Below are 25,266 nucleotides of genomic sequence, written 5' to 3'. Positions count from 1 at the left end.
CACGCGCGGGTGGTGAGCGGGCGGGTCACGCGCGCGTGGCCCGCGCCACAGGGTCCATGCGCCCGGCGCTCTGCCCTCAACTCGCGCCCGGCGCACGCCGCTTCCCCGCGCCCCGCGTGCACGACCGCACGCGCCCCGCGCGGAGCCTTCGCGCGCCCCGTGTGAACAGTTCGCACGCACCGGGGTACGGCGCACGCTCCCCGCGCGCGTCGTCCCGCGGTCAACTGGTGGCAGCCCCGCGCGGGATGACGGCTCCCGCGCGGTACGGGCCGCCGGTCACCATTCCCCGCCCTCGACCGGCGGCCCCGGCACCGCCGCCCCGCAACCCGCGGCGGACAGTGTTCACAAGACCGCAACAGCTGTTCCCAGCATGCGGACAGCGAGCCCGTTGACCTGGACATACACGGCGTTCGCTGCCACTCTCCCGCCATGCATCCTGCCCCGGGCGCACTGCGCCGCGCTGTCGCCGCCGTCACCATAGGCCTGCTCGCCACCGCTGTCGGCTGTGCTCCGCAGCCGGACGAGAAGGCGTCCGGCGGATCCTCCTCGTCCGGCGGACCCGCCTGCGCCAAGGGCGAGTTGGCCACCCGGACGTCCGGCAGGCTGACGATCGCGACGGACGAACCCGCGTACGAGCCGTGGTTCAAGGACGACAAGCCGGCCAACGGAGAAGGTTTCGAGTCGGCGGTCGCGTACGCCGTGGCCCGGCGACTCGGATACGACAAGGGCTCGGTCGTCTGGCAGAGCGTGCCGTTCAACAAGGCGTTCGCGCCCGGCGTGAAGACCTTCGACTTCGACATCAACCAGGTGTCCATCAGCGCCGAACGCGAGAAGGCGGTGGACTTCTCGTCCGGCTACTACGACGTCCGGCAGGCGGTCATCGCACTCAAGGACGGCAAGGCCGCGAAGGCGGCCGGTATCGCGGACCTGAAGGGTCTGAAGCTCGGCGCCCAGGTCGGCACCACGAGCCTCGACTACATCACGAACGTGGTGAAGCCCTCGCGGCAGCCCGCCGTGTACGCCAAGAACGACCAGGCCAAATCGGCGCTGAGGAACGGTCAGGTGGACGCGATCGTGGTCGACCTGCCGACCGCGTTCTACATCACCTCGGCCGAGGTGACGAACGCGAAAATCGTCGGCCAGTTCGAGAACCAGGGCGACGCGCCCGAGCAGTTCGGTCTGGTCCTCGACAAGGGCAGCGCGCTCACCCCATGTGTGACGAACGCGGTGAACGCGCTGCGCAAGGACGGCACACTGGCGAAGATCGAGCAGCGGTGGCTGTCCGACGCCGTCGACGCCCCGGTGCTCAAGTGACCGTCGTCGAGGACGGGTCCGGCCGGGAGGGCGCGCACGACGGCGCGGGCGGCGGCCACCTGCCCGGGGACGACGGCTACACCCCGTCCGAACGGCGGCTGGAGCGGGAGCGTCACAAGCGGGTCCGCGCCCGCCGCGCCACCGCGATCGCCGCGCTCTCGACACTGGTCACGGCGGCCGTGCTCTACCTGGTCGTCGTGAACGCCCCGGGCTGGCCGCGCACCAGGGAGACGTTCTTCAACGGACGGTACGCGCGCGAGGCACTGCCGAAGGTCCTCGACGGGCTGTGGCTGAACGTCCGGCTGCTGCTCGTCTGCGGCGTGGCCGTCCTGGTCCTCGGCATGCTGATCGCCGTCGCACGCACCCTGCGCGGTCCGGTGTTCTTCCCGCTGCGGGCCCTCGCGGCGGCGTACACAGACTTCTTCCGCGGGCTGCCCTTGCTGATCAATCTGATGATCGTGGTACTCGGTGTCCCGGCGCTGCGGCTGCAGGGCGTGACGGTCGATCCGGTGCTGCTGGGGGGTACGGCTCTGACGCTGACGTACTCCGCGTACGTGGCCGAGGTGTTCCGCGCCGGCATCGAGTCGGTCCACCCCTCGCAGCGCGCCGCGGCCCGTTCGCTCGGCCTCACCAACCGGCAGGCCCTGCGTCACGTGATCCTGCCGCAGGCCGTACGGCGTCAGGTGCCGCCGCTGCTGAACGACCTGGTGTCCCTGCAGAAGGACACCGGACTCGTGTCGATCGGCGGTGCGATCGACGCCGTGCGTGCGGCCGACATCATCGTCGGCCGCAGTCTCAACTACACGCCGTACATCGTCGCCGGGCTGGTCTTCGTGGCCCTGACCATCCCGATGACCCGCTTCACGGACTGGGTGACCGCGCGGATGGACCGGCAGCGGGCCCAGGGAGGATCCATATGAGCGACGCGCCTGTCCTGCGCATGGAGTCCGTCCGCAAGACCTTCGGCGACTCGGTGGTGCTGCGGGACGTGGACCTGGCGGTCGCCCCGCACACGGTGACCGCGCTGATCGGCGCGTCCGGCTCCGGCAAGTCGACGCTGCTGCGGTGCGCCAACCTCCTGGAGGAGATCGACGACGGCGCGATCTGGCTGGACGGCGAGGAGATCACCGCCCCGCGCGCGGACCAGGACGCGGTACGCCGCCGGATCGGCGTGGTCTTCCAGTCGTACAACCTCTTCCCGCACATGACCGTGCTGGACAACATCACCCTGGCACCGCGCCGGGTGCATGGCGTCTCCCGCGCGGAGGCCGAGGAGCGGGCCAGGGAGCTTCTGGCGCGCCTCGGGCTCGGTGACCGGACGGGCGCCTACCCGGACCGGCTGAGCGGCGGTCAGCAGCAGCGGGTGGCGATCGTGCGCGCCCTCGCGGTACGCCCCCGGCTGCTGCTGCTCGACGAGGTCACCGCCGCCCTGGACCCGGAGCTGGTGGGCGAGGTGCTCTCCGTGGTCCGTGATCTGAAGGACGAGGGCATGACCATGGTGCTGGCGACTCACGAGATGGGCTTCGCCCGGGACGTCGCCGACCAGGTCTGCTTCCTCGACGGCGGCGTGGTCCTCGAACGCGGCACCGCCGAGCAGGTGTTCGGCGATCCTCGGCACGACCGCACCAGGCGCTTCCTGAGCCGGATCGTGGAGGCAGGACGACTCTGAGGCGTCAGGCGTCGGCGGCGCCCGCACCGGCCAGCGCCGCCACCCGCTCCACGCCGAACACGTAACCCTGCACACCGCACCCGGCGATCACGCCGTCCGCGCGCAGGGAGACGTACGAGTGGTGCCGGAACGACTCGCGCCTGTGGATGTTGGAGATGTGGACCTCCACCACGGGCATCCCGTCGCAGGTGTTGAGGGCGTCCAGGATGGCGATCGAGGTGTGCGAGTAGGCGCCCGGGTTGATGACGATCCCGCAGTGGCCCACGCGCGCCTCGTGGATCCAGTCGACCAGCTCGCCCTCGTGGTTGGACTGCCGGAAGTCCACGGTGCCGCCGTGCGCGGCCGCCGCCCCGACGCAGAGGGTCTCGACGTCCGCGAGCGTGTCGGAGCCGTAGATCTCGGGCTGGCGCCGGCCGAGCAGGTTCAGGTTGGGCCCGTTGAGGATCATGATCGGGGCGCTGGCCAGGGTGCGGGGCACGCTTCCTCCGGTCCGTTCGGACGATGAGCGGCCCTGGGCGGACCGCGGGTCAGACCGGTCTATCACGGTGCGCCGAGGCGCCCGTGAAGGGCACCGCGCGCCCCCGTAACGGGTGGTCACCCTGGGTAGTTGACGCGGCATGCATGATGTACGCACCGTAAGGGCTCCCTCGATGCTCCGGCTGGCGGCCGCCTCGCTCGCCGGGACCGCCATCGAGTTCTACGACTTCTTCGTCTACGGCACGGCCGCCGCGCTCGTCCTGGGACCGCTGTTCTTCCCGACGTTCTCACCGCTCGCGGGGACGCTGGCGGCGTTCGGGACGTTCGGCGTGGGGTTCGTGGCCCGTCCGCTGGGCTCGGTGCTGTTCGGGCACATCGGGGACCGGCGCGGCCGGCGTCCGGTCCTGGTCGCGTCCCTGCTGCTGACCGGCGCCTCGACGGTCGCGGTGGGCTGTCTGCCGTCCTACGGCACGATCGGCGTCGCCGCGCCCGTGCTGCTGCTCGTACTGCGCTTTCTTCAGGGGCTGGGGCTCGGCGGCGAATGGGGCGGGGCGGTGCTGCTGACCGCGGAGCACGCGCCGCCCGGGCGGCGCGCCCTGTGGTCGAGCTTTCCGCAGATCGGGCCGGCCGTCGGCTTCCTGCTCGCCAACGGTGTGATGCTGGCCCTGTCCGCGACGCTGTCCGACACGCAGTTCGCGCAGTGGGGGTGGCGGGTGCCGTTCTGGGCGGCGGGAGCGCTGGCTCTGAGCGGGCTGTGGCTGCGTTCGTCGCTCTTGGAGACCCCACGGTTCCTGGAACTCGACGACCACGCGCGCGTGCCGATCGCCGAGGTCGCGCGGCATCACTGGCGGCTGGTGCTCCTGACGGCCGGAGCGCTCGCGATCGGGTACGCGGTGTTCTACGCGGTGACCACCTGGTCGCTGGCGTACGGGACGGAGCGGCTCGGGGTGAGCCGTACGGTCATGCTCGTCTGCATCATGGCCGCCGTGGTGGTGAAGGGCTCGCTGACACCGGTCATGGCGCTGCTGGGCGACCGCTACGGGCGACGGCCGCTGTGTCTCGCGGGTTGCACGGCCTCCGCGCTGTGGATGTTCCCCATGGTCGCCCTGTTGGCGACCGGTGAGCCCCTGCTGATGTTCCTCGGGTTCACGGGCGCGCTGATCGCCTTCATCGCCATGTTCTCGGTCATCGCCGCCTATCTGCCGGAGCTGTACGAACCGCGGGTGCGCTGCACCGGCGCGGCCGTCGGCTACAACCTCGGTGGCGTCCTCGGGGGCGCGCTCACGCCGATCGTCGCGACGGAACTGGCGGAGCACGGCGGGCGCGTCCCGTGGGCCGTGGGGACGTATCTGACGGCGATCGCACTGCTCAGCCTCGGCTGCTTCGCGCTGCTGCCGGAGACCCGTCCGGTGCCGGTGGCCGCCGCCGAGCCGGCCGCCGGGTGACCGGCCGGGATCTACGATCCGAGGGCTGCTAGGGATTGATCGCGAGCTCCAGGTAGGCGGCGAACAGCACCAGGTGGACGCCGCCCTGCAGCGGGGTGGCCCGGCCGGGCACCACCGTGAGGGAACTGACCACGACGGTGAGCGCGAGCAGCAGCATGTGGGTGGCGCCGAGGCCGAGGATCAGGGGTCCGGCGAGCCAGATGGAGGCCAGGGCGACGGCGGGTACGGTCAGGCCGATGCTGGCCATGGCCGAGCCCAGCGCCAGGTTGAGGCTGGTCTGCACCCGGTCGCGGCGGGCCGCGCGCAGGGCGGCGATGGTCTCGGGAAGCAGTACCAGCAGGGCGATGATCACACCGACGACGGCCTGGTGCAGGCCGGCCGCCTGCACACCGGACTCGATCGTCGGCGACACGCCCTTGGCGAGTCCGACGACGCCGACGAGGGCGAGGCCCAGCAGGCCGAGGCTGATCCAGGCCGCGCGCGCGGACGGGGCCTCGGCGTGGTCGTCGCCGTCGATCACGTCGCCCTGCCGGGTGATCGGCAGGAAGTAGTCGCGGTGCCGCACGGTCTGGGTGGCGACGAACAGGCCGTACAGGATCAGCGAGGACAGGGCCGCGAAGGTCAGCTGTACGCCGGAGAACTCCGGACCCGGTTTGCTGGTGGTGAAGGTCGGCAGGACCAGGCTGAGCGTGGCCAGGGTGGCCACGGTCGCGAGGGCGGCGCCGGTGCCCTCGGGGTTGAAGACCGCGGTGCCGTGACGCAGGGAGGCGACGAGCAGACAGGCGCCGACGATGCCGTTGCACGTGATCATCACTGCGGCGAAGACGGTGTCCCGGGCCAGGGTGGCGCCCTTGCCACCGCCGTCGACCATGAGGGTGACGATCAGGGCCACCTCGATGATCGTGACGGCGACGGCGAGGACGAGGGAGCCGAAGGGTTCGCCGACCCGGTGGGCGATCACCTCGGCGTGGTGGACGGCTGCGAGGACGGATCCGGCGAGAACCACGGTCACCAGAGCGACGAGCGGGCCGGGCAGATCACGACCCCAGGTGAACAGGAGAAGGACGACCGCGAGCACCGGCACGAGGAACGTCCACTGAGTGGTGAGCGACCTGGGCCGAATGATCATGCAGCGATGGTGGCAGAGGTGTACGGGGTTCGCATTCCGGTCCTTTCGGAAACCGGGGACACCGTCGGCGCGGCGCGATCCCCGGGTCGTACGGGTGCGGTCGGTCGAGCGGTTGCGGGGAGAGTCGTGCGGGTGGGGGGAAGAGCGGTCAGGCGAAGTCGGTCAGGTCCACGATGTCGCAGTCGGTGAAGGACGGCGGGCGGGTGCACAGCGCCGCCATCCGCTCGGCGAATTTGCCCGTCTCGGGGTCGTCGCTGTTGCGCATGGCCTCCTCGTAGGAGTTGAACTCGATCACGCCCAGGTAGCGGCCCGGCCGGCCGCGGTCGCTCAGGATCAGCCGGCGCGTGGGGCTGTTCTCACCGCCGGCGAGCTGGGCGCCCATCTCGTCCGCGAGGGCCCTCAGCTCGTCGATGCGGTCGGTCTCGAAGTCGATGATCTGGACGAATGTCACGGTTGCCTCCACCAGGTGGCGGCCCCCGGGCGGGGGCGCTCCGCCACCCAACGAAGCACCGGGAGCGGTGGGCCCGCAATGCGCTGCGCACCGCTCCACGGGGTGGTTGTTCCTACGTCCGGCGCGGTCAGACGTCGACGCTGTCCTTCGGAGCGCCTTCGCCGCGGCCCCGCGCCGCCTCGGCCGCCGCCTGCTTCCCGGAGGCCCGCAGGCTGGTGATCGTGGTGACGATCAGGACCCCGCAGATGACGCCGAGCGAGACCGGGATGCTGATCTCCGGGACATGGACGCCGGACTCGTGCAGGGCGTGCAGCACGAGCTTGACGCCGATGAATCCGAGGATGATCGACAGGCCGTAGGACAGGTGGACGAGCTTTCTCAGCAGTCCGCCGATGAGGAAGTACAGCTGCCGCAGACCCATCAGCGCGAACGCGTTGGCCGTGAAGACGATGTACGGGTCCTGCGTGAGGCCGAAGATCGCGGGGATGGAGTCCAGTGCGAACAGGACGTCGGTCGTACCGATCGCGAGCATCACGACCAGCATCGGGGTCATGACCCGCTTGCCGTTCTGCTGGATCCACAGTTTGGTGCCGTGGTAGCGGTCGGCCACGCCGAACCTGCGTTCGGCGGCCTTGAGCAGCTTGTTCTCCTCGAACTCCTCTTCCTCCCGGTCCGCCCGGGCCTCCTGGATCAGCTTCCAGGCGGTCCAGATCAGGAAGGCACCGAAGAGGTAGAACACCCACGAGAAGCTGGCGAGGATGGCGGCGCCGGCCGCGATGAAGATCGCCCGCAGGACAAGGGCTATGAGGACACCGACGAGCAGCACCCGCTGCTGGTACTGCGAGGGCACGGCGAACTTCGCCATGATCAGGACGAAGACGAAGAGGTTGTCGACGCTCAGCGACTTCTCGGTGATGAAGCCGGCGAAGAACTCCCCGGCGGGCTGACCGCCCCCGAAGAGGAGCAGGCCGAGGCCGAAGAGTCCGGCCAGGGCGATCCAGACGACGGTCCAGATCCCGGCTTCCTTGATGGATACGTCGTGCGGCTTGCGCCCGATGAAGAAGTCGACCGCGATGAGGGCGGCCAGCCCCAGGATGGTGAGGACCCAAAGGGTCACGGATACATCCACTGCGTGCCTCCGGTTCGTGAACGGCAAAGGGTCAGCGTTGTCGCTGCCGGAGGTCTCTTCCACCCGAGACGGGCCGACGACCCGGGATCCGGTCGGATCCGTACTGACGGGTGCGCCGCAACAGACAGGGAGTACTCCCCTCCGTGAGGAAAACAGTACCCCAATCACCAAGGAAAGGTAAAGTGTTTAGTAAAGGAAGAACCAAAATTGCAGGTCAGAGCAGTTTACGTACGCTTGGTGTAAGCAATCGAGACCTGGTGGAGCACCTTCTGGAGCACCTGGCTGCCGGCCGGCACCAGGCACGGCTCGTACGTCCAGGCGTGCCCCACCCACGGGTCGGCCAGGTGGTCGTCCGGCACCGGCGTCAGTCGCATCAGTGAACGCCACAGCGGATCGAGCAACGGCCCGTAGGCGGCGGCGTCCTCGCGGTCGGCGACCAGCAGGAGATGGACGCCGACGCCCGGTCCCTCGTCCGCGAGATAGCGCAGCTGAGTGACGGCCCGGTCGTCGAAGCCGTGCGGGAACTCGTTGACGATCAGCAGTTGCCGCGAGACGTCCATACCGGGTGGCAGGGCGTCCGCCGCGCCGCCGCGCAGCGCCATCTGCACCAGGTCGACCCGCTCGGTCAGCCGCCCGAGCACGTCCGCCACACCGGCCGCGCCGGTCGCCGGCGGCCCGGCCAGTACGCCGGCTCCCGTCAGCGGAGCGAGCGCGGTGGCACCGGAACCGGCCGGATCGACGACCTGCACGCCGAACTCCCCGGCCGGGTGCACGGCGAGCAACCGGACCGCGAGCGCCACCGCCGTGTGCAGGGCGAGGTGCCGCAGCTCACCGGCGTCGGGAAATCCGCCGCCGGGAGTCGAGGTGAGGCCGCTGTCGATCCACAGGCCCCGCTCCAGGGGCAGCCGAGCCAGCAGCGGGACGCGCAGCGGGGCGCTCTCCGCGAGGTGCAGGTCGCCCAGCCGCACGGCCATCGGCGGCTCCGTCGGTACCCGGTAGGCGTGCCAGACAGGGTTGTCCCAGCGCGCGTACCCCGGCGGCAGGGCGGGTTCGACCACGTCGGACTCGGCGGTGAGCTGGGCGAGGTCGCGGTCGAGGGCCGCCCGGGCCCGGTCGACCAGCTGAGCCTGGCGGGCGCGGGCCTCCTCGCGCGCGGCATCGCCCGCCGACCCCAGGCGGTTGCGCGGATCGGCGAGGACCTGGTCCAGCTCCTTCTCCAGACGGGACTCGGCGAAGTCGACGGCGCTGCGGTACGCGGCGGTGGACCGGGCCAGATCCTCGAACATGCCCCACACCTGGTTGTACAGCCGCTCGTCCATGGACCAGCCGACCGCGTCACCCGCGACGGGCGGGACGGGCCCGTCGGCAGGGCGGTGCTCCCCCGGGGCGGGCGGCGCCGGGGTATCGGCAGAGGCTGCCCGGCGGCGCTTCGGATGCGTGTAGTCGATGGGGCCGCCGGGTGCACGATCCGCCGCCGGCTGAGCACTGCCGTCACCGGACGCCTGAACGTCGTACGGGGACCCGGGGACGGGTGCGGTCGCGTCGGGGCCGGCGGCCGCGCGCCGGGCCCGGCCGGTCTCCGTGGGCACGGCAACCGCCCGGGCGGCACCCCGCGCCACCGCTTCGTCGATCCCGCGGGCGAGTTCGGCGGGCTCCGGAAGGCCCTGGTCGGTCAGGAGCGCGGTGAGGCCTCCCGCGTAGCCCTGGCCCACCGCGCGGATCTTCCAGGCGCCCTGGCGGCGGTAGAGCTCCACCGCCACGACCGCCGACTCGGCGTCCAGGCCGGCGAGGGTGTAGCCGGCGACCTCGGTGCCGTCGAGGCCGGTGACCGCGGCGCGCGGGGCGGCGACGGCGCCGAAGCGGAGCGGGCCACCGGGCACCGTGGGCAGGGCGATCAGGACACTGACCCGGTGCACGGCCGCGGACAGGGCGTCCAGGTCGACGGCGAGCCGGTGTTCGGCGGCCGCCTGCCGGGAGACCTCGATCCCGGGCAGTGTGGGCGCGCCAGGGTGGGCCACCTGGTCCGCGTCCCGCACCCGGCCGGTGCCGTCGGCGAGGGTTGCCCCGGCCACGACCGGCACATCGGCCGAGATCCGGATCTCGATCCGGTTCCGCGGGAGCGGATGGTTCTGCCCGCGCATCAACTCGGCCGCCATCGCCCATGTCCCCCTGAGTGTCGTGTCGTCGTGCGCCGCGGCTCCGCGGGACCGCGCCTAGAGGACCGGCAGGATCGTGGGCACCAGGTCCTGGAAGGTCCGGCCCTTGGCCGGCACACCCAGAGCCGTCAGGGTCCAGCCGGAGCCGGCCCGGTGCACCTTCGCCATGATCTGGGCGGTGTACTCGCCGCCGCCGTCGAGCGTGTAGCGGGCGAGCTCCTGGCCGTTGGTCTCGTCGACCAGCCTGCAGAAGGCGTTCTGCACCTCCTGGAAGGTCTGGCCGGTGAAGGAGTTGACGGTGAAGACGATCTGGTCGATGTGGACCGGGACGCGCGCGAGGTCGACGAGGATGGCCTCGTCGTCGCCGCCCTGTCCCGCGCCGCCGACGAGGTTGTCGCCCGTGTGCCGTACGGAGCCGTCGTCACTCACCAGGTGCCGGAAGAACACGACGTCGACCGGCTGCTTGTCGGCGAACAGCACCGCCGAGGCGTCGAGGTCGATCTCCCGGGTGCGCGAACCGAACAGCCCTCGCCGGGGTGCCGCCTTCCAACCAAGACCCATGCGGACCGCGCTCAGGGAGCCGCCGTCCTTCTTCTCCAGGCTGATGGCCTGACCCTTGGTCATGTTGACGGTCACGGCTGTTGTCCCCTCGTCGGATGTCCCCGGTTGCCGCGAAGTGCGCGGTTGCCCAAAACCCTATGCACCGCCACTGACAGTGCCGAACCCCGGTCCGCGGTTTGTGTCGGTGTTGCAACACTTCGCGCACGTGCCGGGGTCCGGTGACGGCCCGGGGGTCAGGCCAGGCCCGCCTCCTTCATCTGGCGCAGTTCCTTCTTCATCTCGGAGACCTCGTCACGCAGCCGGGCCGCGATCTCGAACTGCAGGTCCGCGGCGGCGGCACGCATGCGTTCCGTCATCTGCTCGATCTGCTCGGCGAGTTCGGCCGCCGGACGGTCGGTCGGCACCGTCTCCTTCGTCTTGCCCCTGGCCGCCTTGCCGGCCTTCGCGCCCTTCGCCGCCTTGTCGCCCAGCGCGGGAACGGGGGCCTTGGCCGCCTTGCCGTCCTTCTGATTGCGGTAGCCCGACCCGAGCAGCTGCTCGGTGTCCACCTCTTCGCGGGCGATCTGCGCGACGATGTCGTTGATCTTCTTGCGCAGCGGCTGCGGGTCGATGCCGTTGGCCGTGTTGTAGGCGACCTGCTTCTCCCGGCGGCGGTTGGTCTCGTCGATGGCCCGCTCCATGGCCGGGGTGATCTTGTCGGCGTACATGTGGACCTCGCCGGACACGTTGCGGGCCGCGCGGCCGATGGTCTGGATGAGCGAGGTGCCGGAGCGCAGGAAGCCCTCCTTGTCGGCGTCGAGGATGGCCACCAGGGACACCTCGGGCAGGTCGAGGCCCTCACGCAGCAGGTTGATGCCGACCAGGACGTCGTACTCGCCGGAGCGCAGCTCGCGCAGCAGCTCGACGCGGCGCAGGGTGTCGACGTCGCTGTGCAGGTAGCGCACCTGGATGCCGAGTTCCAGGAAGTAGTCGGTGAGGTCCTCGGCCATCTTCTTGGTGAGGGTGGTGACCAGGACGCGCTCGTCCTTCTCGGTGCGCTTGCGGATCTCGTGCACCAGGTCGTCGATCTGGCCCTCGGTGGGCTTGACGACGACCTCGGGGTCGACCAGGCCGGTGGGGCGGATGATCTGCTCGACGACGCCGTCCCCGCGGGAGAGCTCGTAGGTGCCGGGGGTTGCCGACAGGTACACCGCCTGGCCGATGCGCTCCTGGAACTCCTCCCACTTCAGGGGGCGGTTGTCCAGGGCGGAGGGCAGCCGGAAGCCGTGGTCCACGAGGGTCCGCTTGCGGGAGGCGTCGCCCTCGTACATGGCGCCGATCTGGGGCACGGTGACATGCGACTCGTCGATGACGAGGAGGAAGTCGTCCGGGAAGTAGTCGAGCAGGGTGTTGGGCGGGGAGCCGGGCGAGCGGCCGTCGAAGTGCATCGAGTAGTTCTCCACGCCGGAGCAGGTGCCGATCTGGCGGAGCATCTCGATGTCGTACGTGGTGCGCATGCGCAGCCGCTGGGCCTCCAGGAGCTTGCCCTGCTTCTCCAGCTCCCCGAGGCGCTCCGCCATCTCCTTCTCGATGTCGTTGACGGCCCGCTCCAGGCGCTCGGGGCCGGCGATGTAGTGGGAGGCGGGGAAGACGTACAGCTGCTGGTCGTCGCTGATGATCTCGCCGGTGAGCGGGTGCAGCGTGGACAGCGCCTCGATCTCGTCGCCGAACATCTCGATGCGGACGGCGAGCTCCTCGTAGACCGGGAAGATCTCGATGGTGTCGCCGCGGACCCGGAAGGTGCCGCGGGTGAACGCCACGTCGTTGCGTGTGTACTGGATGTCGACGAAGCGGCGCAGCAGCTGGTCCCGGTCGATCTCGTCGCCGACCCGCAGCGGGACCATCCGGTCGACGTACTCCTGGGGCGTGCCGAGGCCGTAGATGCAGGAGACGGAGGCGACCACGATGACGTCGCGGCGGGTGAGGAGCGAGTTGGTGGCGGAGTGACGCAGCCGCTCGACCTCCTCGTTGATCGAGGAGTCCTTCTCGATGTAGGTGTCCGACTGCGGGACGTACGCCTCGGGCTGGTAGTAGTCGTAGTACGAGACGAAGTACTCGACCGCGTTGTTCGGGAGGAGCTCGCGGAACTCGTTGGCCAGCTGGGCGGCCAGGGTCTTGTTCGGCGCCATGACCAGGGTGGGGCGCTGGAGCTTCTCGATCATCCACGCGGTGGTGGCGGACTTGCCGGTGCCGGTCGCGCCGAGGAGGACGACGTCCTTCTCACCGGCCTCGACGCGCTTGGCCAGTTCGGCGATGGCCGCCGGCTGGTCGCCGCTGGGCTGGTAGGGGCTGACGACCTCGAAGGGCGCCACCGTGCGTTCGATGTGGGAAACGGGCCGCATGGCATCAACCGTACGACCCCGCACTGACAACCGGCTCTGATCAGCGGTTCTGCGGAGCGCGCGAGCTGTGGTGGCTCTGCTGGCGGCCGATCCGCGGCTGCGGGCGGCGGCCGACGTGATGGGCGACCTCGGCGGCCGGGACGCCCGGCTTGTGGTCCACACGGACCCGCGCGGTCCTGCCGACGATGATCATGGGATCGAACATCACGACGACGGCGGCGAGGCAGAGGAAGGCGAGCGGGCCGATCAGCATGGGGGCGAGCAGGGAGGCCGGCGAGTCGCCGGGGGGTGTGGCGCCGGTGTGGTGGAGATGGACGCTCATCGCGGCCATTCCGGTGTAGTGCATGCCGCTGACGGCGAGACCCATCACGAGGCTCGCGCCGATGCTCCACAGGAAGCCGCGGACCTGCCCGGCCGCCCACAGGGCCGAGGTGGCCGCCACGACGCCTATCAGGACCGACGCGCCCACGGTGAGCGTGTTGTACTGCAGCGTCCCGTTGAGGCGCAGGCCCGCCATGCCGAGGTAGTGCATCGAGGCGATACCGAGGCCGGTGATCGTGCCGCCCGTGAAGAGCGCGGTGCCGGTGGCGCCGCGGTAGCCGACGATGAAGATCCCGACACCGACCATGACGACGGCGAGGCCGAGGCTCGTGAAGGTGAGCGTCTTGTCGTAGTGGACCGGCGTCTCCTTGACGCTGAACCCCATCATGGCGACGAAGTGCATGGTCCATATGCCGGAGCCGATGGCGGCCGATCCGAGGGCGAGCCAGGCGGGCCGCCAGGACTGTGCCGCCAGCATCGCGCGGGTCGTGCAGCGCAGCCCGAGGGCACCGCCGAGGCAGGCCATCAGATAGGCCACCAGCGGGGTGACGACCCCGTAGCTGAATCCGTCGACCGTGCCCTGCATATGTGGCTGCCCTTCACCCTTTGCGTCCCGGAATATTTGATATGCGCCCCCGTCCCAGGACCGCCCGAGCGGTCAGGGTTGACGCAGAGAGTATGACCCCCTCCGGAATGGTCGAACGATTTTCCGGCAAAGAAACACGGCCTTGCCGCAGTTGTGCGGCACCGGTGAACGGACTCGGGTAACTCCGTTCAGTCCGTGGTCGTTCCGTACCCGACCGCCGTTGACTCCTTGCTGTCAGTCTTGTGCTGTCCGTATTCGCCCGACGTGAGGAGTACACATGCACGCCCGTGCCGTCGCCGCCACGATCACCGCGCTGCTGGGCACGGCCGCCCTGCTCAGCCCCCTGACCGCCGCCCGGGCGGGCGACACGCGCGAACCCACGGTGCTCGCGCACCGGGGTGCCTCCGCCTACGCGCCCGAGAACACGCTGGCGGCCGTCGACAAGGCGGCCGCGCTGGGCGTCACCTGGGTCGAGAACGACGTCCAGCGCACCCGGGACGGCGAGCTGGTGGTTCTCCACGACGACAGCCTCGCGCGCACCACGGACGTCGAACAGGTCTTCCCCGGCCGGGCTCCCTGGAAGGTGAAGGACTTCACATTCGCGGAGATCGCCCGGCTGGACGCGGGCGGCTGGTTCTCCTCCTCGTACACGGGCACGCGCGTGCCCACGCTGGCGCAGTACATGGGCAGGATCGAGCACAACCACGAGAATCTGCTCCTGGAGATCAAGAACCCGGAGCTCTACCCGGGCATCGAGCGGCAGATCGTGACCCTGCTCGGAGACGAGGGCTGGCTGGACGGCCGGCACCTGGGCCGGATCGTCGTGCAGAGCTTCAGCGCGGACAGTCTGCGCCTCGTGCACCGTCTCAGGGCCGCCGTGACGACCGGCTACCTCGGCACACCGCCCGCGTCGGCCCTGCGCGGGTACGCGGGGTTCACGGACCTGATCAACCCGTCGGTGAACTCGATCTCGGCCGGCTACGTCTCCTCCGTGCACGCGTGCCGCGGCCCGCACGGCAGGCCGCTGCGTGTCTTCACCTGGACGGTCGACGACGCGGCCACCACGTGGAAGGCCGTCGGCTACGGCGTCGACGGGATCATCACCGACAAGCCCGACGTGGTGCGGGCCGCGCTGCGCGCGAGCTGACCGGGCCGGACCGCCCGGCGTTGTCAGTGGCGGGCCGTACGGTGGGGCGCATGGACAGCGAAGGGCAGTACGCGCAGCGGGTTGTGTGGGCCGTCGTGGGCACCGACATCGGTCCGCTGCTGCTGGCGGCGACCCGTGAGGGCCTGGTCACCGTGGTGTTCCACGCCACGGACGCGGTGCGCGAGCGGGCTCTGGAGCGGCTGGCGGCCCGGCTGGGCGCCGAACCCGTCGAGGACGCGGCGGCGCCGGTGCTGGCCGAGGCGATACGCCAGCTGCGCGCGTACTTCGCGGGCGAGCGGCACGCCTTCGAACTGCCGCTGGACTGGTCGCTGATCTCCGGCTTCAACCGGCAGGTGCTGCGCGAACTGGCCGCGGGCGTCCCGTACGGCACGGTGGTCGGATACGGCGACCTGGCCGGGCGGGTGGGGCAGCCGGGCGGAGCGCAGGCGGTGGGCGCGGCGATGGGCGCCAATCCGCTGCCGGTCGTCGTGCCGTGTCACCGGGTCGTGGAGAGCGACGGCGGCATCGGCGGGTTCGGTGGCGGCCTGGAGACCAAGCGGAAGCTGCTCGCCCTGGAGGGCGTCCTGCCCGAGCCGCTGTTCTGAGGCGTTCCCGGTCGCGAGGCGTTCCCGCGGGAGCCGCGGTCAGGCGTAGTGCCTGACCTCGACGACATTGCCGTCCGGGTCGCGGAGGTAGAAGTTGCGCGGCGCCCGGCCGCGGGCGCCGAACGAGTCGTGGCCAATGTCGGTCATGGGGACGGCGTGTTCGGCGAGGCGGGCGTGCAGTGCGTCGAACGCGTCGGACGGCAGCGACAGGCAGATGTGGTTCACCGGGTGGCCGGCGGATCCGGGAAGCGCCGGCATGCGGGGGGCGAGGGTGTGCGGCGCCAGGTCGAGGATCGTCTCCTCGTTGACACGTACGGAGGGAAAGGACACCTCTCCCGCGGTGAACTCGGCGACCCGCAGTGGCTCCAGGCCGAGTGCCCGCTCGTAGAAGGCCGCCGCGGCGACCGGATCGGCGACCCAGAGAACGACGTGGTCCAGACGTGCCGTGGGATGCGTCATGCGTTCCAGGCTGGTGCCGTCCGGCCGAGGCCGCAAGCGTTTATCCGGGTGCGCCGCCCGCCAGAGATGAGGGGAGGCCGACAGACAGGAGGCAGGCACGTGGTGCTGGTGGTGTCGGAAGAGGTCCGTGAGGCGCTCGGCGCGGGCCGGGCAGTGGTGGCCCTGGAGTCCACGATCATCGCGCACGGGCTGCCGCGCCCGCGCAATCTCCAGGTGGCGCTGGAGCTGGAGGAGGCGGTACGGCACGAGGGCGCCGTCCCCGCGACCATCGCGGTGCTGGACGGCAGACCTCATGTCGGCCTGGCCAAGGACCAGTTGGAGCGGGTCGCCAACGAGGACGGGATCCGCAAGCTGGGCCACCGCGACCTGCCGCTCGCCGTGGCGGCGGGGGCCAGCGGGGCGACCACCGTCTCGGCGACGGCGCAACTGGCCGCACTGGCCGGCATCCGGGTGTTCGCGACGGGCGGCCTGGGCGGGGTGCACCGGGAGTGGACGGTGACGCAGGACGAGTCAGCCGATCTCGGTCTGCTGGCGCGCACCCGGATCACGGTGGTCTGTGCGGGCGTGAAGTCGATCCTGGACGTACCGGCGACCCTGCAGCGTCTGGAGACCCTGGGCGTGGCGGTGGCCGGTTACGGCACCGACCGGTTCCCCGGCTTCTACCTGTCCGACTCCGGACACCCGGTCGACTGGAGGCTGGAGACCCCGGCTCAGGTCGCGGAGGTCATGCGGGCGCAGGACGCGCTCGACGCGGCGGACACCGCGCTCGTCGTCGCGAATCCGGTCCCCGAGGCCGAGCAACTCGATCCCGCGCTGCACGCGCGGGTGCTCGCCGACGCGCTGCAGGCCTGCGACCGGGAGGGGATCACCGGTCAGCGGGTCACGCCGTTCCTGCTCGACCACCTGGTGCGGCACACCGACGGCGCCTCCCTGGAGGCCAACCTCGCGGCCGTGCGCGGCAACGTGCGGCTGGCGGCGCGGATCGCGTCGGCGTGGGCCAGGGGGTGACGACTGCCGGAGAGGGCGCGCTGCTGGTCGTCGGGGACGTCGTCACCGATGTCGTCGCCCGGCACCGGGGGCCGCTCGCCGCCGGCACGGACACGGCCGCCGTGATCCGGACCGTGCCCGGCGGGGCGGGCGCGAACGTGGCCTGCTGGGCGGCCCGTGAGGGCTGCGCGGACGTACGGCTGCTGGGGCGGGTGGGCATGGACTCGGCCGAGTGGCACCGGCGGGAGCTGGTCGCTGCCGGGGTGCGGCCGCGCCTCGTGGTGGACCCGGAGGCCGCGACGGGGACGGTCGTCTGCCTGGTCGACAGCGGCGACTCGGCCGAGCGCACCTTTCTCACGGACAGCGGGGCGTCCCTGCGGCTGGAGCCCGGCGACTGGTCGGACGCGCTGCTGGACGGGGTCGCCCGGCTGCACCTGTCGGGTTATCTGCTGTTCTCCGAGCCGAGCCGGGCGCTGGTCGCGACGGCACTGGCGTCGGCACGTGCCCATGGCGTCCCGGTGAGCCTGGATCCGGCGTCGGCCGGATTCCTCGCGGTGCTGGGCGTGGACCGCTTCCTGGCGCTCGTCGAGGGAGTCGACGTGCTGTTGCCCAGCCGGGACGAGGCCTGTCTGCTGACGGGGCGGCCGGATCCGGCCGCCGCCGCGGCCGAGTTGAGCCGTCGGGTGCCGCTGGTGGTGGCCAAGACGGGAGCGGCCGGGGCGGTGGTCGCCGAGGCGGGTGGCATCCTGGCGCGGGTTCCGGCCGAACCGGCGACTCCCCGGGACACCACCGGCGCCGGTGACGCCTTCGCCGGCGCGTTCCTCGCCGCGCTGGTCGCCGGCGCGGACCCCGGGCAGGCGGCTGGACAGGGCTGCCGGGCGGGCGCGAGGGCGGTGGAACGCGTGGGCGCCAGACCTCCCGTCCACGGCTGACAGGGCACCGCGGCCACAGGCCGTGGGCGGCGTCCTGCCCGGCGCCCGGCCCCACGGGCCTACTCCTTACGGCCCCAGGCCGAGATCATCGGTGCGGTGGCGAGGTCCATGGTGCCCTTCGCCACGTTGGCGAGGTGCTGGTCGATCTCCTCGTCGGTCGCCAGCCCCGCGGCGACGAGCCGGCCGCGGATCTGCCGGACCGTCGCGGACTCCAGGGCCGTGCAGGCGGGCGAGGCGACGGGGAAGTAGGCGTCGGCCGCGACCTCGTGCAGCCCGGCCTCGCGGAGCAGTCGCGGGAGTCTGCGCCCGTACGACAGGTCGGCGCCGCGTGCGGCGAGAAGCTCGCGGAAGCCCTTGCGCAGGCGGTTGGCGAGCCGCTGCTCGGGGCCGTACTCGTAGGGGCAGGTCAGGGGCTGGAGGGCCGGGTCGGCGTCCTCGATCAACAGCCTTCCGCCGGGACGCAGGGCCTTGATCATGGAGCGCAACGCACGTTCCCGGTCCGGGACATGGACCAGCACGAGCCGGGCGTGTACCAGGTCGAAGCCCTCCCCCGGCGGCTCCTCGGTGCCGACGTCGTGGGTGCGGACCTCGACCGGTGCCTGGGCGGCCCCGGCGAGCAGCGTGGTGTCGATGTCGGTGGCGACGACCTGGCCGCCCGAACCGACCCTCCCGGCCAGCCAGGACACCACCGAGGTGCCGCCGGCCCCCACCTCCCAGCAGCGCCAGCCCGGTTCGAGGCCCAGCGCGTCCAGGTGCCGGAAGGTGGTGGGGTCGAACAGTGCGGCGAAGGCGTCGAAGCGCTGTCCGGCCTCGGCCTGGCGGTTGTCGAGGAGGTAGCCGTCGGCTGGTGTCATGAGGCGATCATCGCAGTCGCCCGGCCTGTCCCGGACGGCCGACGCCCGGGTGGTCCCGCGTCGCTCCGGTACGGAGGTGGGTGAGCGCGGGACACGGGGAACTCGTCGTCGACCGGCGGAAACAGGCGCCGGGAGCCGGGTTTTCCACAGACGGGAACGAACCGGAATCCGCCGCTCCCACAGCCTTACCCGTGTTTCACGCCGGGCTGGCAGACTGCTCGGCAGGGCGCGGAAGCGTCGCGCGACAGGATCCATGCAAGGAGATCCGGATGACGATGGCAGGGAATCTGCGGAAGGTCACGGGGCTGGGCAGGGCCGGCGGCCTGCGCAGGGTGGCGCGGCTGGCCCGGCGACGGCCCCGCGTCGACCTGAACCATCATGCGCGGTCCCCGCTGGGATCCTCGGTGGTCAACTGCGTGACGTACGAGGACGGGTTGCGGGTCCCCGAGTGCAGCGATCTCTACTCGGCGGTGGAGCGGGTGCGCAAGAAGGGCGAGGGCTTCGTCTGGCTCGGCCTGCACGAGCCGACGGACAGTGAGTTCGCGGGCATCGCCGAACTGTTCGATCTGCACCCGCTGGCCGTGGAGGACGCGGTCGAGGCCCACCAGCGCCCCAAGGTGGAGCGGTACGGCGAGACGCTGTTCGCGGTGTTCAAGACGGTCTGCTACGTCGAGCACGAGAAGCTGACGGCGACCAGCGAGGTGGTGAACACCGGCGAGATCATGATGTTCGTCGGCGAGGACTTCGTGATCACGGTACGGCACGGCCGGCACGGTTCGTTGGGGCCCTTGCGCGAGGAGTTGGAAGCGGCGCCGCAGCAGCTCGCCAAGGGGCCGGCCGCGGTACTGCACGCGATCGCGGACCATGTGGTCGACGACTATCTGAATGTCACGGACGCGGTGCAGGCGGACATCGACCAGGTCGAGGCAGACGTGTTCGCGGAGAACGGCGCGCGGGCCGACCCGGGGCGGATCTACCAGATGAAGCGGGAACTCCTCGAACTGAAGCGTGCGGTGGTGCCGCTGGGCAGGCCCATGGAGGAGCTGACGACCCGGCCGATCCGGGTGATCGCCCCGGAGATACAGGCCTACTTCCGAGACGTCCTCGACCATCTGATGCGGGCCAAGGAGCAGATCGCGTCCTTCGACGAACTGCTCAACTCCATCCTCCAGGCACATCTGGCGCAGGTGACGGTCGCTCAGAACGAGGACATGCGGAAGATCACCGCCTGGGCCGCGGTGATCGCCGTGCCGACGATGGTGTGCGGGGTGTACGGCATGAACTTCGATCACATGCCGGAGCTGCACTGGCGGTTCGGGTATCCGCTCGTCATCGGCGTCATATCCGTCGCCTGCCTGGTGCTGTACCGGGGCTTCCGGCGCAACGGCTGGCTCTGAGCGTCACGGCCGGCGGCGGCTTCAGACCGAGAAGGAGACGACGCGGCGCGGGACGACCCGGATGATCACGCGCACCTCGTCCTCCTTCTCCGCGGGCGGATCGATGCCGAGGTACTTGTGGGAGAGCTCGAAGGGCAGCCGCTTCGCCTCGTCCGCGAGGATCTCGGCGGTACCGCGGATCTCGGCGGAGCGGTACGGGTCGGCCAGGTCGAAGACGGTGAGGCTGACGCGGGGGTCGCGGCGCAGGTTGCGTACCTTCTGGCGGCCGTCGGTGGAGGAGAACAGCACGGCGTCGCCCTCCCGCTTGATCCAGACCACCGAGTTCTGCGGGGCACCGTCGGGACCGAGGGTGGCGACACTGGCGAAGTTCCTGCCGTCGAGGAGGGCCCGGACGGAGTCGTCGAAGGTCACGGGGGTGTGCGAGGAGGGCGTCATACGGACAGAGTAGTTACATGCACGCGCATACAAAAGGGGTTTGCCGGGCCCGCCACCGGGAGCAGGTCGGCGAGTTCATCGCGGGGCGCTCAGCCGCTCCACGCCGGGTGCCGCGGGTCGTCGGCACGGACCAGGACGTCAACCGTGCCCGCGGGATCGCTCTCGGCCTCGTAGCGCTCGAAGGCAGGGAGGGTCCAGTGCTCGGGCTCGGGGGTTCGGCGGCGCAGGGCGCCAGGAGACAGCAGGAGGTGGACGGTCAGGTCGAACGGGAACCAGTGCCGCAGCAGCAGGGGGCCGTGCAGCAACAGGATGCCGCCGGGCGGGAGATGGACGTAGGGGCTGCGGGTGGCCCGGTCCGTCGCCGGGTCCCACAGGTCGGGCAGCACACGCCCGGTGCCGCCGGGGTCGAGGGGGCCGAAGACCTCCCTCCACAGGGCGTTGGTGTCGAACCAGCCGCCGTAGTAGGACTCGGCGTCGCGGCGGCCGTGCTCCAGCCGGAGTGAGGCGGGGCGCAGGAATCCCTCGGCGCTCACGACGAGCGAGGGCCTGCCCCAGAGGCGCAGCGCCTCCGCGACGAGCTCCGCGAGGTCCCCGGGCCGGGCCGCCGGGGCGCCGTCGAGGGCGACACGCGGCCAGGCGCCCCCGTCGGCGGGCTTCAGGTCGGCCACTCGCTCGGCAAGGCGGTCGGCGAGCCGGTCCCAGGTGATCGCTTCGAGTCGCACGGGGTCATGATGCCGCGCGGCCGGGGCGGCGGACGTGCCGGGGGCCGGGCGCTCCGCGAGGTTCGGCGGGATGCCCCGGCACCCGGCCACGGGGGCGAGGACCGCCGGGTCGCCCTCCTGCCTCCGGGCCGGCCGGACGGACGTGCACCCGTCGCCGTGCCGACGTGAGATCTCGCATCCGGAAGGGGAAAGAACCGCATATGACCCGCCTCGCAACTCCCCCTCATCACGGTGGACTTCTGGTCGTGCAGTCCCTCAAGGGCAAACGGTGTGCGGCATGCCGGCGAGGGCCGTTGTCGATGCTGGTGGTGGAGGACGGGGCACCGCGGTGTCTGGTCTGCGCCGATCTGGCACATCTGGTGTTCCTGCCGCGTGGGGACACCGCGCTGACCCGCCGGTCGCGGGAGGAGAGCTCGTTGTCGGCGGTGGTGGTGCGGTTCAACCGGCGCAAGAGCCGGTACGAGCGCCAGGGCCTCCTCGTGGAGGAGGCCGCGCTGGCCCGGGCCGAGGCGCGGTGTCTGGCCGACGCCGAGGCGCGGCGACGGCGCCGGGCGCGGGACGCGAAGCTGCGGGCGGCACGGGACGTGCGCTTCACGGAGGCCTTCACGGCGGAGATCCTGCGTCTGTTCCCGGGCTGTCCGGTGGAGCGGGCCCGGGCGATAGCGGCGCACGCGTCGGTGCGGGGCAGCGGGCGCGTGGGGCGGACCGCGGACGGGCGGGCGCTCACCGAGGGAGCGGTGGTCTCGGCGGTGGTGGCGGGGGTACGGCACGTGGACACGCCGTACGACCAGCTGCTGATGAGCGGAGTGCCGCGCCACCAGGCGCGGCGGCGGATCGCGCGGACGGTGGAGGCGGTGCTGCGGGGCTGGGAGGCCGGGGTGGAGATCCGCCTGACCGGTTGACGCGGGGCCGGCCGGGGGCAGTCGCGGGTGGGTGACGGCGGTGTCCGGGACGACAGACGGGAGCGGGCGTGGTGGATGTGATCGACGGACCGTACGAGGTGCTGGTCCTGCTGGGGGTGCTGGGGACCGGGCTGGCGGCGGGGGTGTTCTGCGGGTTCTCGGCCTTTGTGATGCGTGGGCTGGCGGCGTTGCCGCCGGCCCAGGGGGTGGCCGCGATGAACGCGATCAACCGGGCCGCGGTGACCCCCGCGTTCATGCTGGTGTTCGCGGGTGCGGCGGTGGTGTCCGCGTTGATCGCGGTGGTGACGTTCGTGGTGTGGCCGGACGAGGGGACGGCGCAGCTGCTGCTGGGCAGCGCGCTGTACCTCTTCGGTTCGTTCGGGCTGACGCTGGCGGCGAACGTGCCCCGGAACGAGGCACTGGCCGCGCTGGAGCCAGGCACGCCGGAGGCCGCCGCCTACTGGCCGGCCTACGTCCGCGAGTGGACACGGTGGAACCATGTCCGCACCCTCGCGTCGGCCGCGGCGACGGTCGCGTACGCACTGGCTCTGTCCTGATGCGGGCAGAGGCGGGAACCCTGACGCGGGCAGGAGCGCAAACCCCGATGCGGGCAGGGGCTCGAGCCGACGCCGGGCCGGACCCCTGCCGAGGTGGCGCCGGCAGCAGGCGCAGAAGGCGCCGTCAGCCACCCTGCGGGCACCACCGAGCGGACGTATCGTGGCCGAAAGAGTGCCGCCCCGTGCCGCCCGACGGCGCCGGCCCGGGCAATCGCACACGAGGAAGTCGACCATGGCCGATCCCAAGGGTTTCATGACCACGCCGCGGGAGGAGTGGCCGCGGCGGCCGGTCGAGGAACGTGTCCGGGACTGGGACGAGGTGTACGTCCCCGGGGCGCTGCTGCCCATCATCAGCAGGCAGGCGGACCGCTGCATGGACTGCGGGGTGCCGTTCTGCCACGACGCGTGCCCGCTGGGCAACCTGATCCCCGAGTGGAACGACCTCGTGTCGCGAGAGGACTGGCGGGCGGCGGCCGACCGGCTGCACGCGACGAACAACTTTCCCGAGTTCACCGGGCGGCTGTGTCCGGCGCCGTGCGAGGCGGGGTGCGTGCTCGCCATCAACCAGCCGGCCGTCACGATCAAGAACGTCGAGTGCGCCGTCGCCGACCGGGCCTGGACGGAGGGATTCGCCTCACCGCGGCCACCGGAGCGGCTGTCCGGGCGGACCGTGGCCGTGATCGGGTCGGGTCCGACCGGCCTCGCGGCGGCGCAGCAGCTGACCCGGGCCGGTCACACCGTCGCCGTGTACGAGAAGGACGACCGGCTGGGCGGGTTGATGCGGTACGGCATCCCCGCGTTCAAGATGGAGAAACACCATCTGGAGCGGCGGCTGGGGCAGATGCGGGCCGAGGGGACGAAGTTCCGTACCTCGGTGACGGTGGGGCGGGACATCGGGGCGGCGGAGCTGCGCGCCCGGTACGACGCGGTGGTGATCGCGACCGGCGCCACGGCGTGGCGGGAACTTGAGGTACCGGGCCGCGAGTTGGGCGGGATACATCAGGCGATGGAGTATCTGCCGCTGTCCAACCGAGTGGGTGAGGGGGATCTGGAGCGGTCACCGTTGTCGGCGGCCGGCAGACATGTGGTGATCGTGGGCGGGGGGGACACGGGCGCCGACTGTCTGGGCACGGCGGTGCGGGAGCGGGCCGCGTCGGTGACCCAGCTGGACATCTACGCGCAGCCGGGCGCGGAGCGGGACGAGGACATCGAGCCGTGGCCGACGTATCCGAAGATCTACCGGCTGTCCGCGGCGCACGAGGAGGCGCGGGACCTGGAGACGGCGCCCGACGCGCACGCGGACGCGCGGTTGTTCGCGGCGTCGACGCTCCGCTTCAGCGGTGACGGGAACGGGCGGGTGCGGTCACTGCACCTGACGGAGGTGGACGCGGCGCGGCGGCCGCTGCAGGGGACCGGCCGGACGCTGCCCGCCGACATGGTGCTGCTCGCGCTCGGCTTCTCCGGGCCCGACCGGGAGGACGGGCTCATCGACCAGCTGACGCTGACGATGGAGCCGCGCGGGACGATCGCCCGGGACGCGCAGTTCGCCACGAACGTTCCGGGTGTGTTCGCGGCCGGGGACGCGGCGCGCGGACAGTCGCTCATCGTCTGGGCGATCGCGGAGGGGCGGGCCGTGGCGGCGGCGGTCGACCGCTATCTGACGGGGAGTTCGCGGCTGCCGACGCCCATCTCACCGTACGACCGGCCGATGACCGTGTAGGCGGGCCGCCCACGCCGTGACTCCGGCTCCGGATCCCGCCCCGACCCAGGCCCGAATCAAGCCCCAGGCCCGAATCAAACCCCGGTCCCGCCTCCAGCCCCGGCTCAGGCGCCGCGGCGCGTCACGGCTTGCGTCCCACCGCCGCGTACCCGGGGATGACCCCGTCGTCCTGGCCCGGCACCGGGTCGCCCAGTTCCGGATGCCAGTGGTGGACCACCGAGACACCGGGCTCGACCATGTCCAGGCCGTCGAAGAAGCGGCCGAACTCCTGCCGGGAACGCAGCGCCAGGGTGACCCCGGCCGCCTTGAGCTTCGCGGTGGCCGCCGCCGACTCCTCGGGAGTGAAGTCGGCGGTGGCGTGGGTCATCGCCAGGTAGCTGCCGGACGGCAGTTCGGCGAGGAGCCTGGCGACCAGCTCGTGCGCCGCGTCCTCGTCGGGAACGAAGTGGAGCAGCGCGACGAGCGACAGCGCGACGGGGCGTTCGAGGTCCAGGATCTCGCGCGCGCCGGCGACGATCGCCGCGGGGTCGCGCACGTCGGCCTGGAGGTACTCCGTCGCGCCCTCGGGGGTGCCGCGCAGCAGGGCGGCCGCGTGCGCCAGCACGATCGGGTCGTTGTCGCAGTAGACGACCCGGGCGTCGGGCGCCACGCGCTGGGCGATCTGGTGCAGGTTGGGCTCGGTCGGGATGCCCGTGCCGACGTCCAGGAACTGCCGTACGCCCTGCTGGGCCAGCCACCGCGTGGCGCGGTGCATGAAGGCACGGTTGACCCGGGCCATCACCGGCACGCGGGGGTCGAGGGCCAGCATCTGCCGGCCCATCTCCTCGTCGACCGGGTAGTTGTCCTTGCCGCCGAGATACCAGTCGTACATACGTGCCGGGTGCGGCCTGCTGGTGTCGATCACGAGGCACTCCGTAAGCGTCGGACACG

25 protein-coding genes are annotated in these 25,266 nt (G+C 71.5%); 12 read left to right on the top strand and 13 right to left on the bottom strand.

From position 1 onward, the window contains the following. Positions 1 to 429: 429 nt before the first annotated feature. The 3 genes from ACFY3I_RS14175 to ACFY3I_RS14165 are packed head-to-tail and all read left to right on the top strand — an operon-like array spanning position 430 to position 2,983. Positions 430 to 1,314: an ABC transporter substrate-binding protein gene (locus tag ACFY3I_RS14175; protein WP_390860756.1), complete on the top strand. Its 885-nt coding sequence runs from the start codon at positions 430 to 432 to the stop codon at positions 1,312 to 1,314. Further along, positions 1,311 to 2,234 carry an amino acid ABC transporter permease gene (locus ACFY3I_RS14170; RefSeq protein ID WP_390860755.1) on the top strand — a complete coding sequence of 308 codons (924 nt, stop codon included), beginning with the start codon at positions 1,311 to 1,313 and terminating at the stop codon, positions 2,232 to 2,234. Before ACFY3I_RS14175 ends, ACFY3I_RS14170 begins: the two co-directional genes overlap by 4 nt. Further along, entirely contained in the window at positions 2,231 to 2,983 is a 753-nt protein-coding gene (locus ACFY3I_RS14165; protein WP_390860754.1) for an amino acid ABC transporter ATP-binding protein, read from the top strand. The genes ACFY3I_RS14170 and ACFY3I_RS14165 overlap by 4 nt, the downstream gene beginning before the upstream one ends. 4 nt (positions 2,984 to 2,987) lie before the next feature. On the opposite strand, the gene aroQ is transcribed toward ACFY3I_RS14165, so the two are convergent. Next, positions 2,988 to 3,461 (bottom strand): type II 3-dehydroquinate dehydratase, encoded by a 474-nt coding sequence (aroQ, locus tag ACFY3I_RS14160; RefSeq protein ID WP_390860753.1) that lies wholly within the window; start codon positions 3,459 to 3,461, stop codon positions 2,988 to 2,990. 172 nt (positions 3,462 to 3,633) lie between these two features. On the opposite strand from aroQ, the gene ACFY3I_RS14155 reads away from it, so the two are divergent. Then, positions 3,634 to 4,905: an MFS transporter gene (locus ACFY3I_RS14155; protein ID WP_390860902.1), complete on the top strand. Its 1,272-nt coding sequence runs from the start codon at positions 3,634 to 3,636 to the stop codon at positions 4,903 to 4,905. A 28-nt stretch (positions 4,906 to 4,933) separates the two neighbouring features. Here the strand turns inward: ACFY3I_RS14155 and ACFY3I_RS14150 are convergent, their stop codons facing one another. The 7 genes from ACFY3I_RS14150 to ACFY3I_RS14120 all read right to left on the bottom strand — a co-directional run bounded on the left by ACFY3I_RS14150 (position 4,934) and on the right by ACFY3I_RS14120 (position 13,619). After that, complete coding sequence (locus ACFY3I_RS14150) at positions 4,934 to 6,034, bottom strand: calcium:proton antiporter (RefSeq protein ID WP_390860752.1); 1,101 nt, start codon at positions 6,032 to 6,034, stop codon at positions 4,934 to 4,936. A 148-nt stretch (positions 6,035 to 6,182) separates the two neighbouring features. Further along, positions 6,183 to 6,485 (bottom strand): hypothetical protein, encoded by a 303-nt coding sequence (locus ACFY3I_RS14145; RefSeq protein WP_365283341.1) that lies wholly within the window; start codon positions 6,483 to 6,485, stop codon positions 6,183 to 6,185. A 127-nt stretch (positions 6,486 to 6,612) separates the two neighbouring features. Next, positions 6,613 to 7,614 carry a TerC/Alx family metal homeostasis membrane protein gene (locus tag ACFY3I_RS14140; protein WP_390860751.1) on the bottom strand — a complete coding sequence of 334 codons (1,002 nt, stop codon included), beginning with the start codon at positions 7,612 to 7,614 and terminating at the stop codon, positions 6,613 to 6,615. Positions 7,615 to 7,838: 224 nt separating this feature from the next. Then, complete coding sequence (locus ACFY3I_RS14135; RefSeq protein WP_390860750.1) at positions 7,839 to 9,770, bottom strand: TerD family protein; 1,932 nt, start codon at positions 9,768 to 9,770, stop codon at positions 7,839 to 7,841. A gap of 57 nt (positions 9,771 to 9,827) precedes the next feature. After that, complete coding sequence (locus ACFY3I_RS14130) at positions 9,828 to 10,406, bottom strand: TerD family protein (RefSeq protein WP_390860749.1); 579 nt, start codon at positions 10,404 to 10,406, stop codon at positions 9,828 to 9,830. 158 nt (positions 10,407 to 10,564) lie between these two features. After that, complete coding sequence (gene uvrB / locus ACFY3I_RS14125) at positions 10,565 to 12,712, bottom strand: excinuclease ABC subunit UvrB (protein WP_390860748.1); 2,148 nt, start codon at positions 12,710 to 12,712, stop codon at positions 10,565 to 10,567. A gap of 40 nt (positions 12,713 to 12,752) precedes the next feature. Further along, a complete protein-coding gene (locus tag ACFY3I_RS14120; RefSeq protein WP_390860747.1) occupies positions 12,753 to 13,619 on the bottom strand; it encodes an MHYT domain-containing protein in 867 nt (288 codons plus the stop codon). Between the two features lie 277 nt (positions 13,620 to 13,896). Between ACFY3I_RS14120 and ACFY3I_RS14115 the strand changes: the two genes are divergently transcribed. Beyond that, entirely contained in the window at positions 13,897 to 14,766 is an 870-nt protein-coding gene (locus ACFY3I_RS14115) for a glycerophosphodiester phosphodiesterase (RefSeq protein WP_390860746.1), read from the top strand. A 50-nt stretch (positions 14,767 to 14,816) separates the two neighbouring features. Next, positions 14,817 to 15,371: a methylated-DNA--[protein]-cysteine S-methyltransferase gene (locus ACFY3I_RS14110; protein WP_390860745.1), complete on the top strand. Its 555-nt coding sequence runs from the start codon at positions 14,817 to 14,819 to the stop codon at positions 15,369 to 15,371. Between the two features lie 39 nt (positions 15,372 to 15,410). On the opposite strand, the gene ACFY3I_RS14105 is transcribed toward ACFY3I_RS14110, so the two are convergent. Next, entirely contained in the window at positions 15,411 to 15,830 is a 420-nt protein-coding gene (locus ACFY3I_RS14105) for a VOC family protein (protein WP_390860744.1), read from the bottom strand. 99 nt (positions 15,831 to 15,929) lie between these two features. Here ACFY3I_RS14105 and ACFY3I_RS14100 point away from each other — a divergent pair, with 99 nt between their 5' ends. Next, positions 15,930 to 16,838, top strand: coding sequence for a pseudouridine-5'-phosphate glycosidase (locus ACFY3I_RS14100; RefSeq protein ID WP_390860743.1), 909 nt, complete (start codon positions 15,930 to 15,932; stop codon positions 16,836 to 16,838). Then, positions 16,835 to 17,749 carry a carbohydrate kinase family protein gene (locus ACFY3I_RS14095; RefSeq protein WP_390860742.1) on the top strand — a complete coding sequence of 305 codons (915 nt, stop codon included), beginning with the start codon at positions 16,835 to 16,837 and terminating at the stop codon, positions 17,747 to 17,749. Before ACFY3I_RS14100 ends, ACFY3I_RS14095 begins: the two co-directional genes overlap by 4 nt. 59 nt (positions 17,750 to 17,808) lie before the next feature. Here the strand turns inward: ACFY3I_RS14095 and ACFY3I_RS14090 are convergent, their stop codons facing one another. Next, on the bottom strand, positions 17,809 to 18,603 hold the full coding sequence (locus ACFY3I_RS14090; RefSeq protein WP_390860741.1) for a class I SAM-dependent methyltransferase: 795 nt from the start codon (positions 18,601 to 18,603) through the stop codon (positions 17,809 to 17,811). A 269-nt stretch (positions 18,604 to 18,872) separates the two neighbouring features. On the opposite strand from ACFY3I_RS14090, the gene corA reads away from it, so the two are divergent. After that, positions 18,873 to 20,000 (top strand): magnesium/cobalt transporter CorA, encoded by a 1,128-nt coding sequence (gene corA, locus ACFY3I_RS14085; protein WP_390860740.1) that lies wholly within the window; start codon positions 18,873 to 18,875, stop codon positions 19,998 to 20,000. A 21-nt stretch (positions 20,001 to 20,021) separates the two neighbouring features. Here corA and ACFY3I_RS14080 read toward each other — a convergent pair whose 3' ends face one another. Both ACFY3I_RS14080 and ACFY3I_RS14075 read right to left on the bottom strand, forming a co-directional pair. After that, complete coding sequence (locus ACFY3I_RS14080; protein ID WP_365283316.1) at positions 20,022 to 20,435, bottom strand: PPOX class F420-dependent oxidoreductase; 414 nt, start codon at positions 20,433 to 20,435, stop codon at positions 20,022 to 20,024. Positions 20,436 to 20,524: 89 nt separating this feature from the next. Further along, a complete protein-coding gene (locus ACFY3I_RS14075; RefSeq protein ID WP_390860739.1) occupies positions 20,525 to 21,157 on the bottom strand; it encodes a uridine kinase in 633 nt (210 codons plus the stop codon). A 200-nt stretch (positions 21,158 to 21,357) separates the two neighbouring features. On the opposite strand from ACFY3I_RS14075, the gene ACFY3I_RS14070 reads away from it, so the two are divergent. The 3 genes from ACFY3I_RS14070 (at position 21,358) to ACFY3I_RS14060 (ending at position 24,336) form a co-directional block, all read left to right on the top strand. Continuing rightward, the gene (locus ACFY3I_RS14070; protein ID WP_390860738.1) at positions 21,358 to 22,059 is read left to right on the top strand and encodes a DUF2293 domain-containing protein; all 702 of its coding nucleotides are present in this window, start codon (positions 21,358 to 21,360) and stop codon (positions 22,057 to 22,059) included. A 77-nt stretch (positions 22,060 to 22,136) separates the two neighbouring features. Next, entirely contained in the window at positions 22,137 to 22,616 is a 480-nt protein-coding gene (locus ACFY3I_RS14065) for a DUF1772 domain-containing protein (protein WP_390860901.1), read from the top strand. A 232-nt stretch (positions 22,617 to 22,848) separates the two neighbouring features. Further along, positions 22,849 to 24,336 (top strand): glutamate synthase subunit beta, encoded by a 1,488-nt coding sequence (locus ACFY3I_RS14060; RefSeq protein WP_390860737.1) that lies wholly within the window; start codon positions 22,849 to 22,851, stop codon positions 24,334 to 24,336. Positions 24,337 to 24,457: 121 nt separating this feature from the next. On the opposite strand, the gene ACFY3I_RS14055 is transcribed toward ACFY3I_RS14060, so the two are convergent. Further along, positions 24,458 to 25,240, bottom strand: a complete 783-nt coding sequence (locus ACFY3I_RS14055; protein WP_390860736.1) for an SAM-dependent methyltransferase — start codon at positions 25,238 to 25,240, stop codon at positions 24,458 to 24,460. Positions 25,241 to 25,266: the final 26 nt, after the last annotated feature.

The sequence above is a fragment of the Streptomyces sp. NPDC001068 genome (genome assembly GCF_042897315.1).
Classification (GTDB): Bacteria; Actinomycetota; Actinomycetes; order Streptomycetales; family Streptomycetaceae; genus Streptomyces.
The sequence above is the reverse complement of the archived record's forward strand: the minus strand, read 5'-3'. Positions and strand labels throughout refer to the sequence as shown.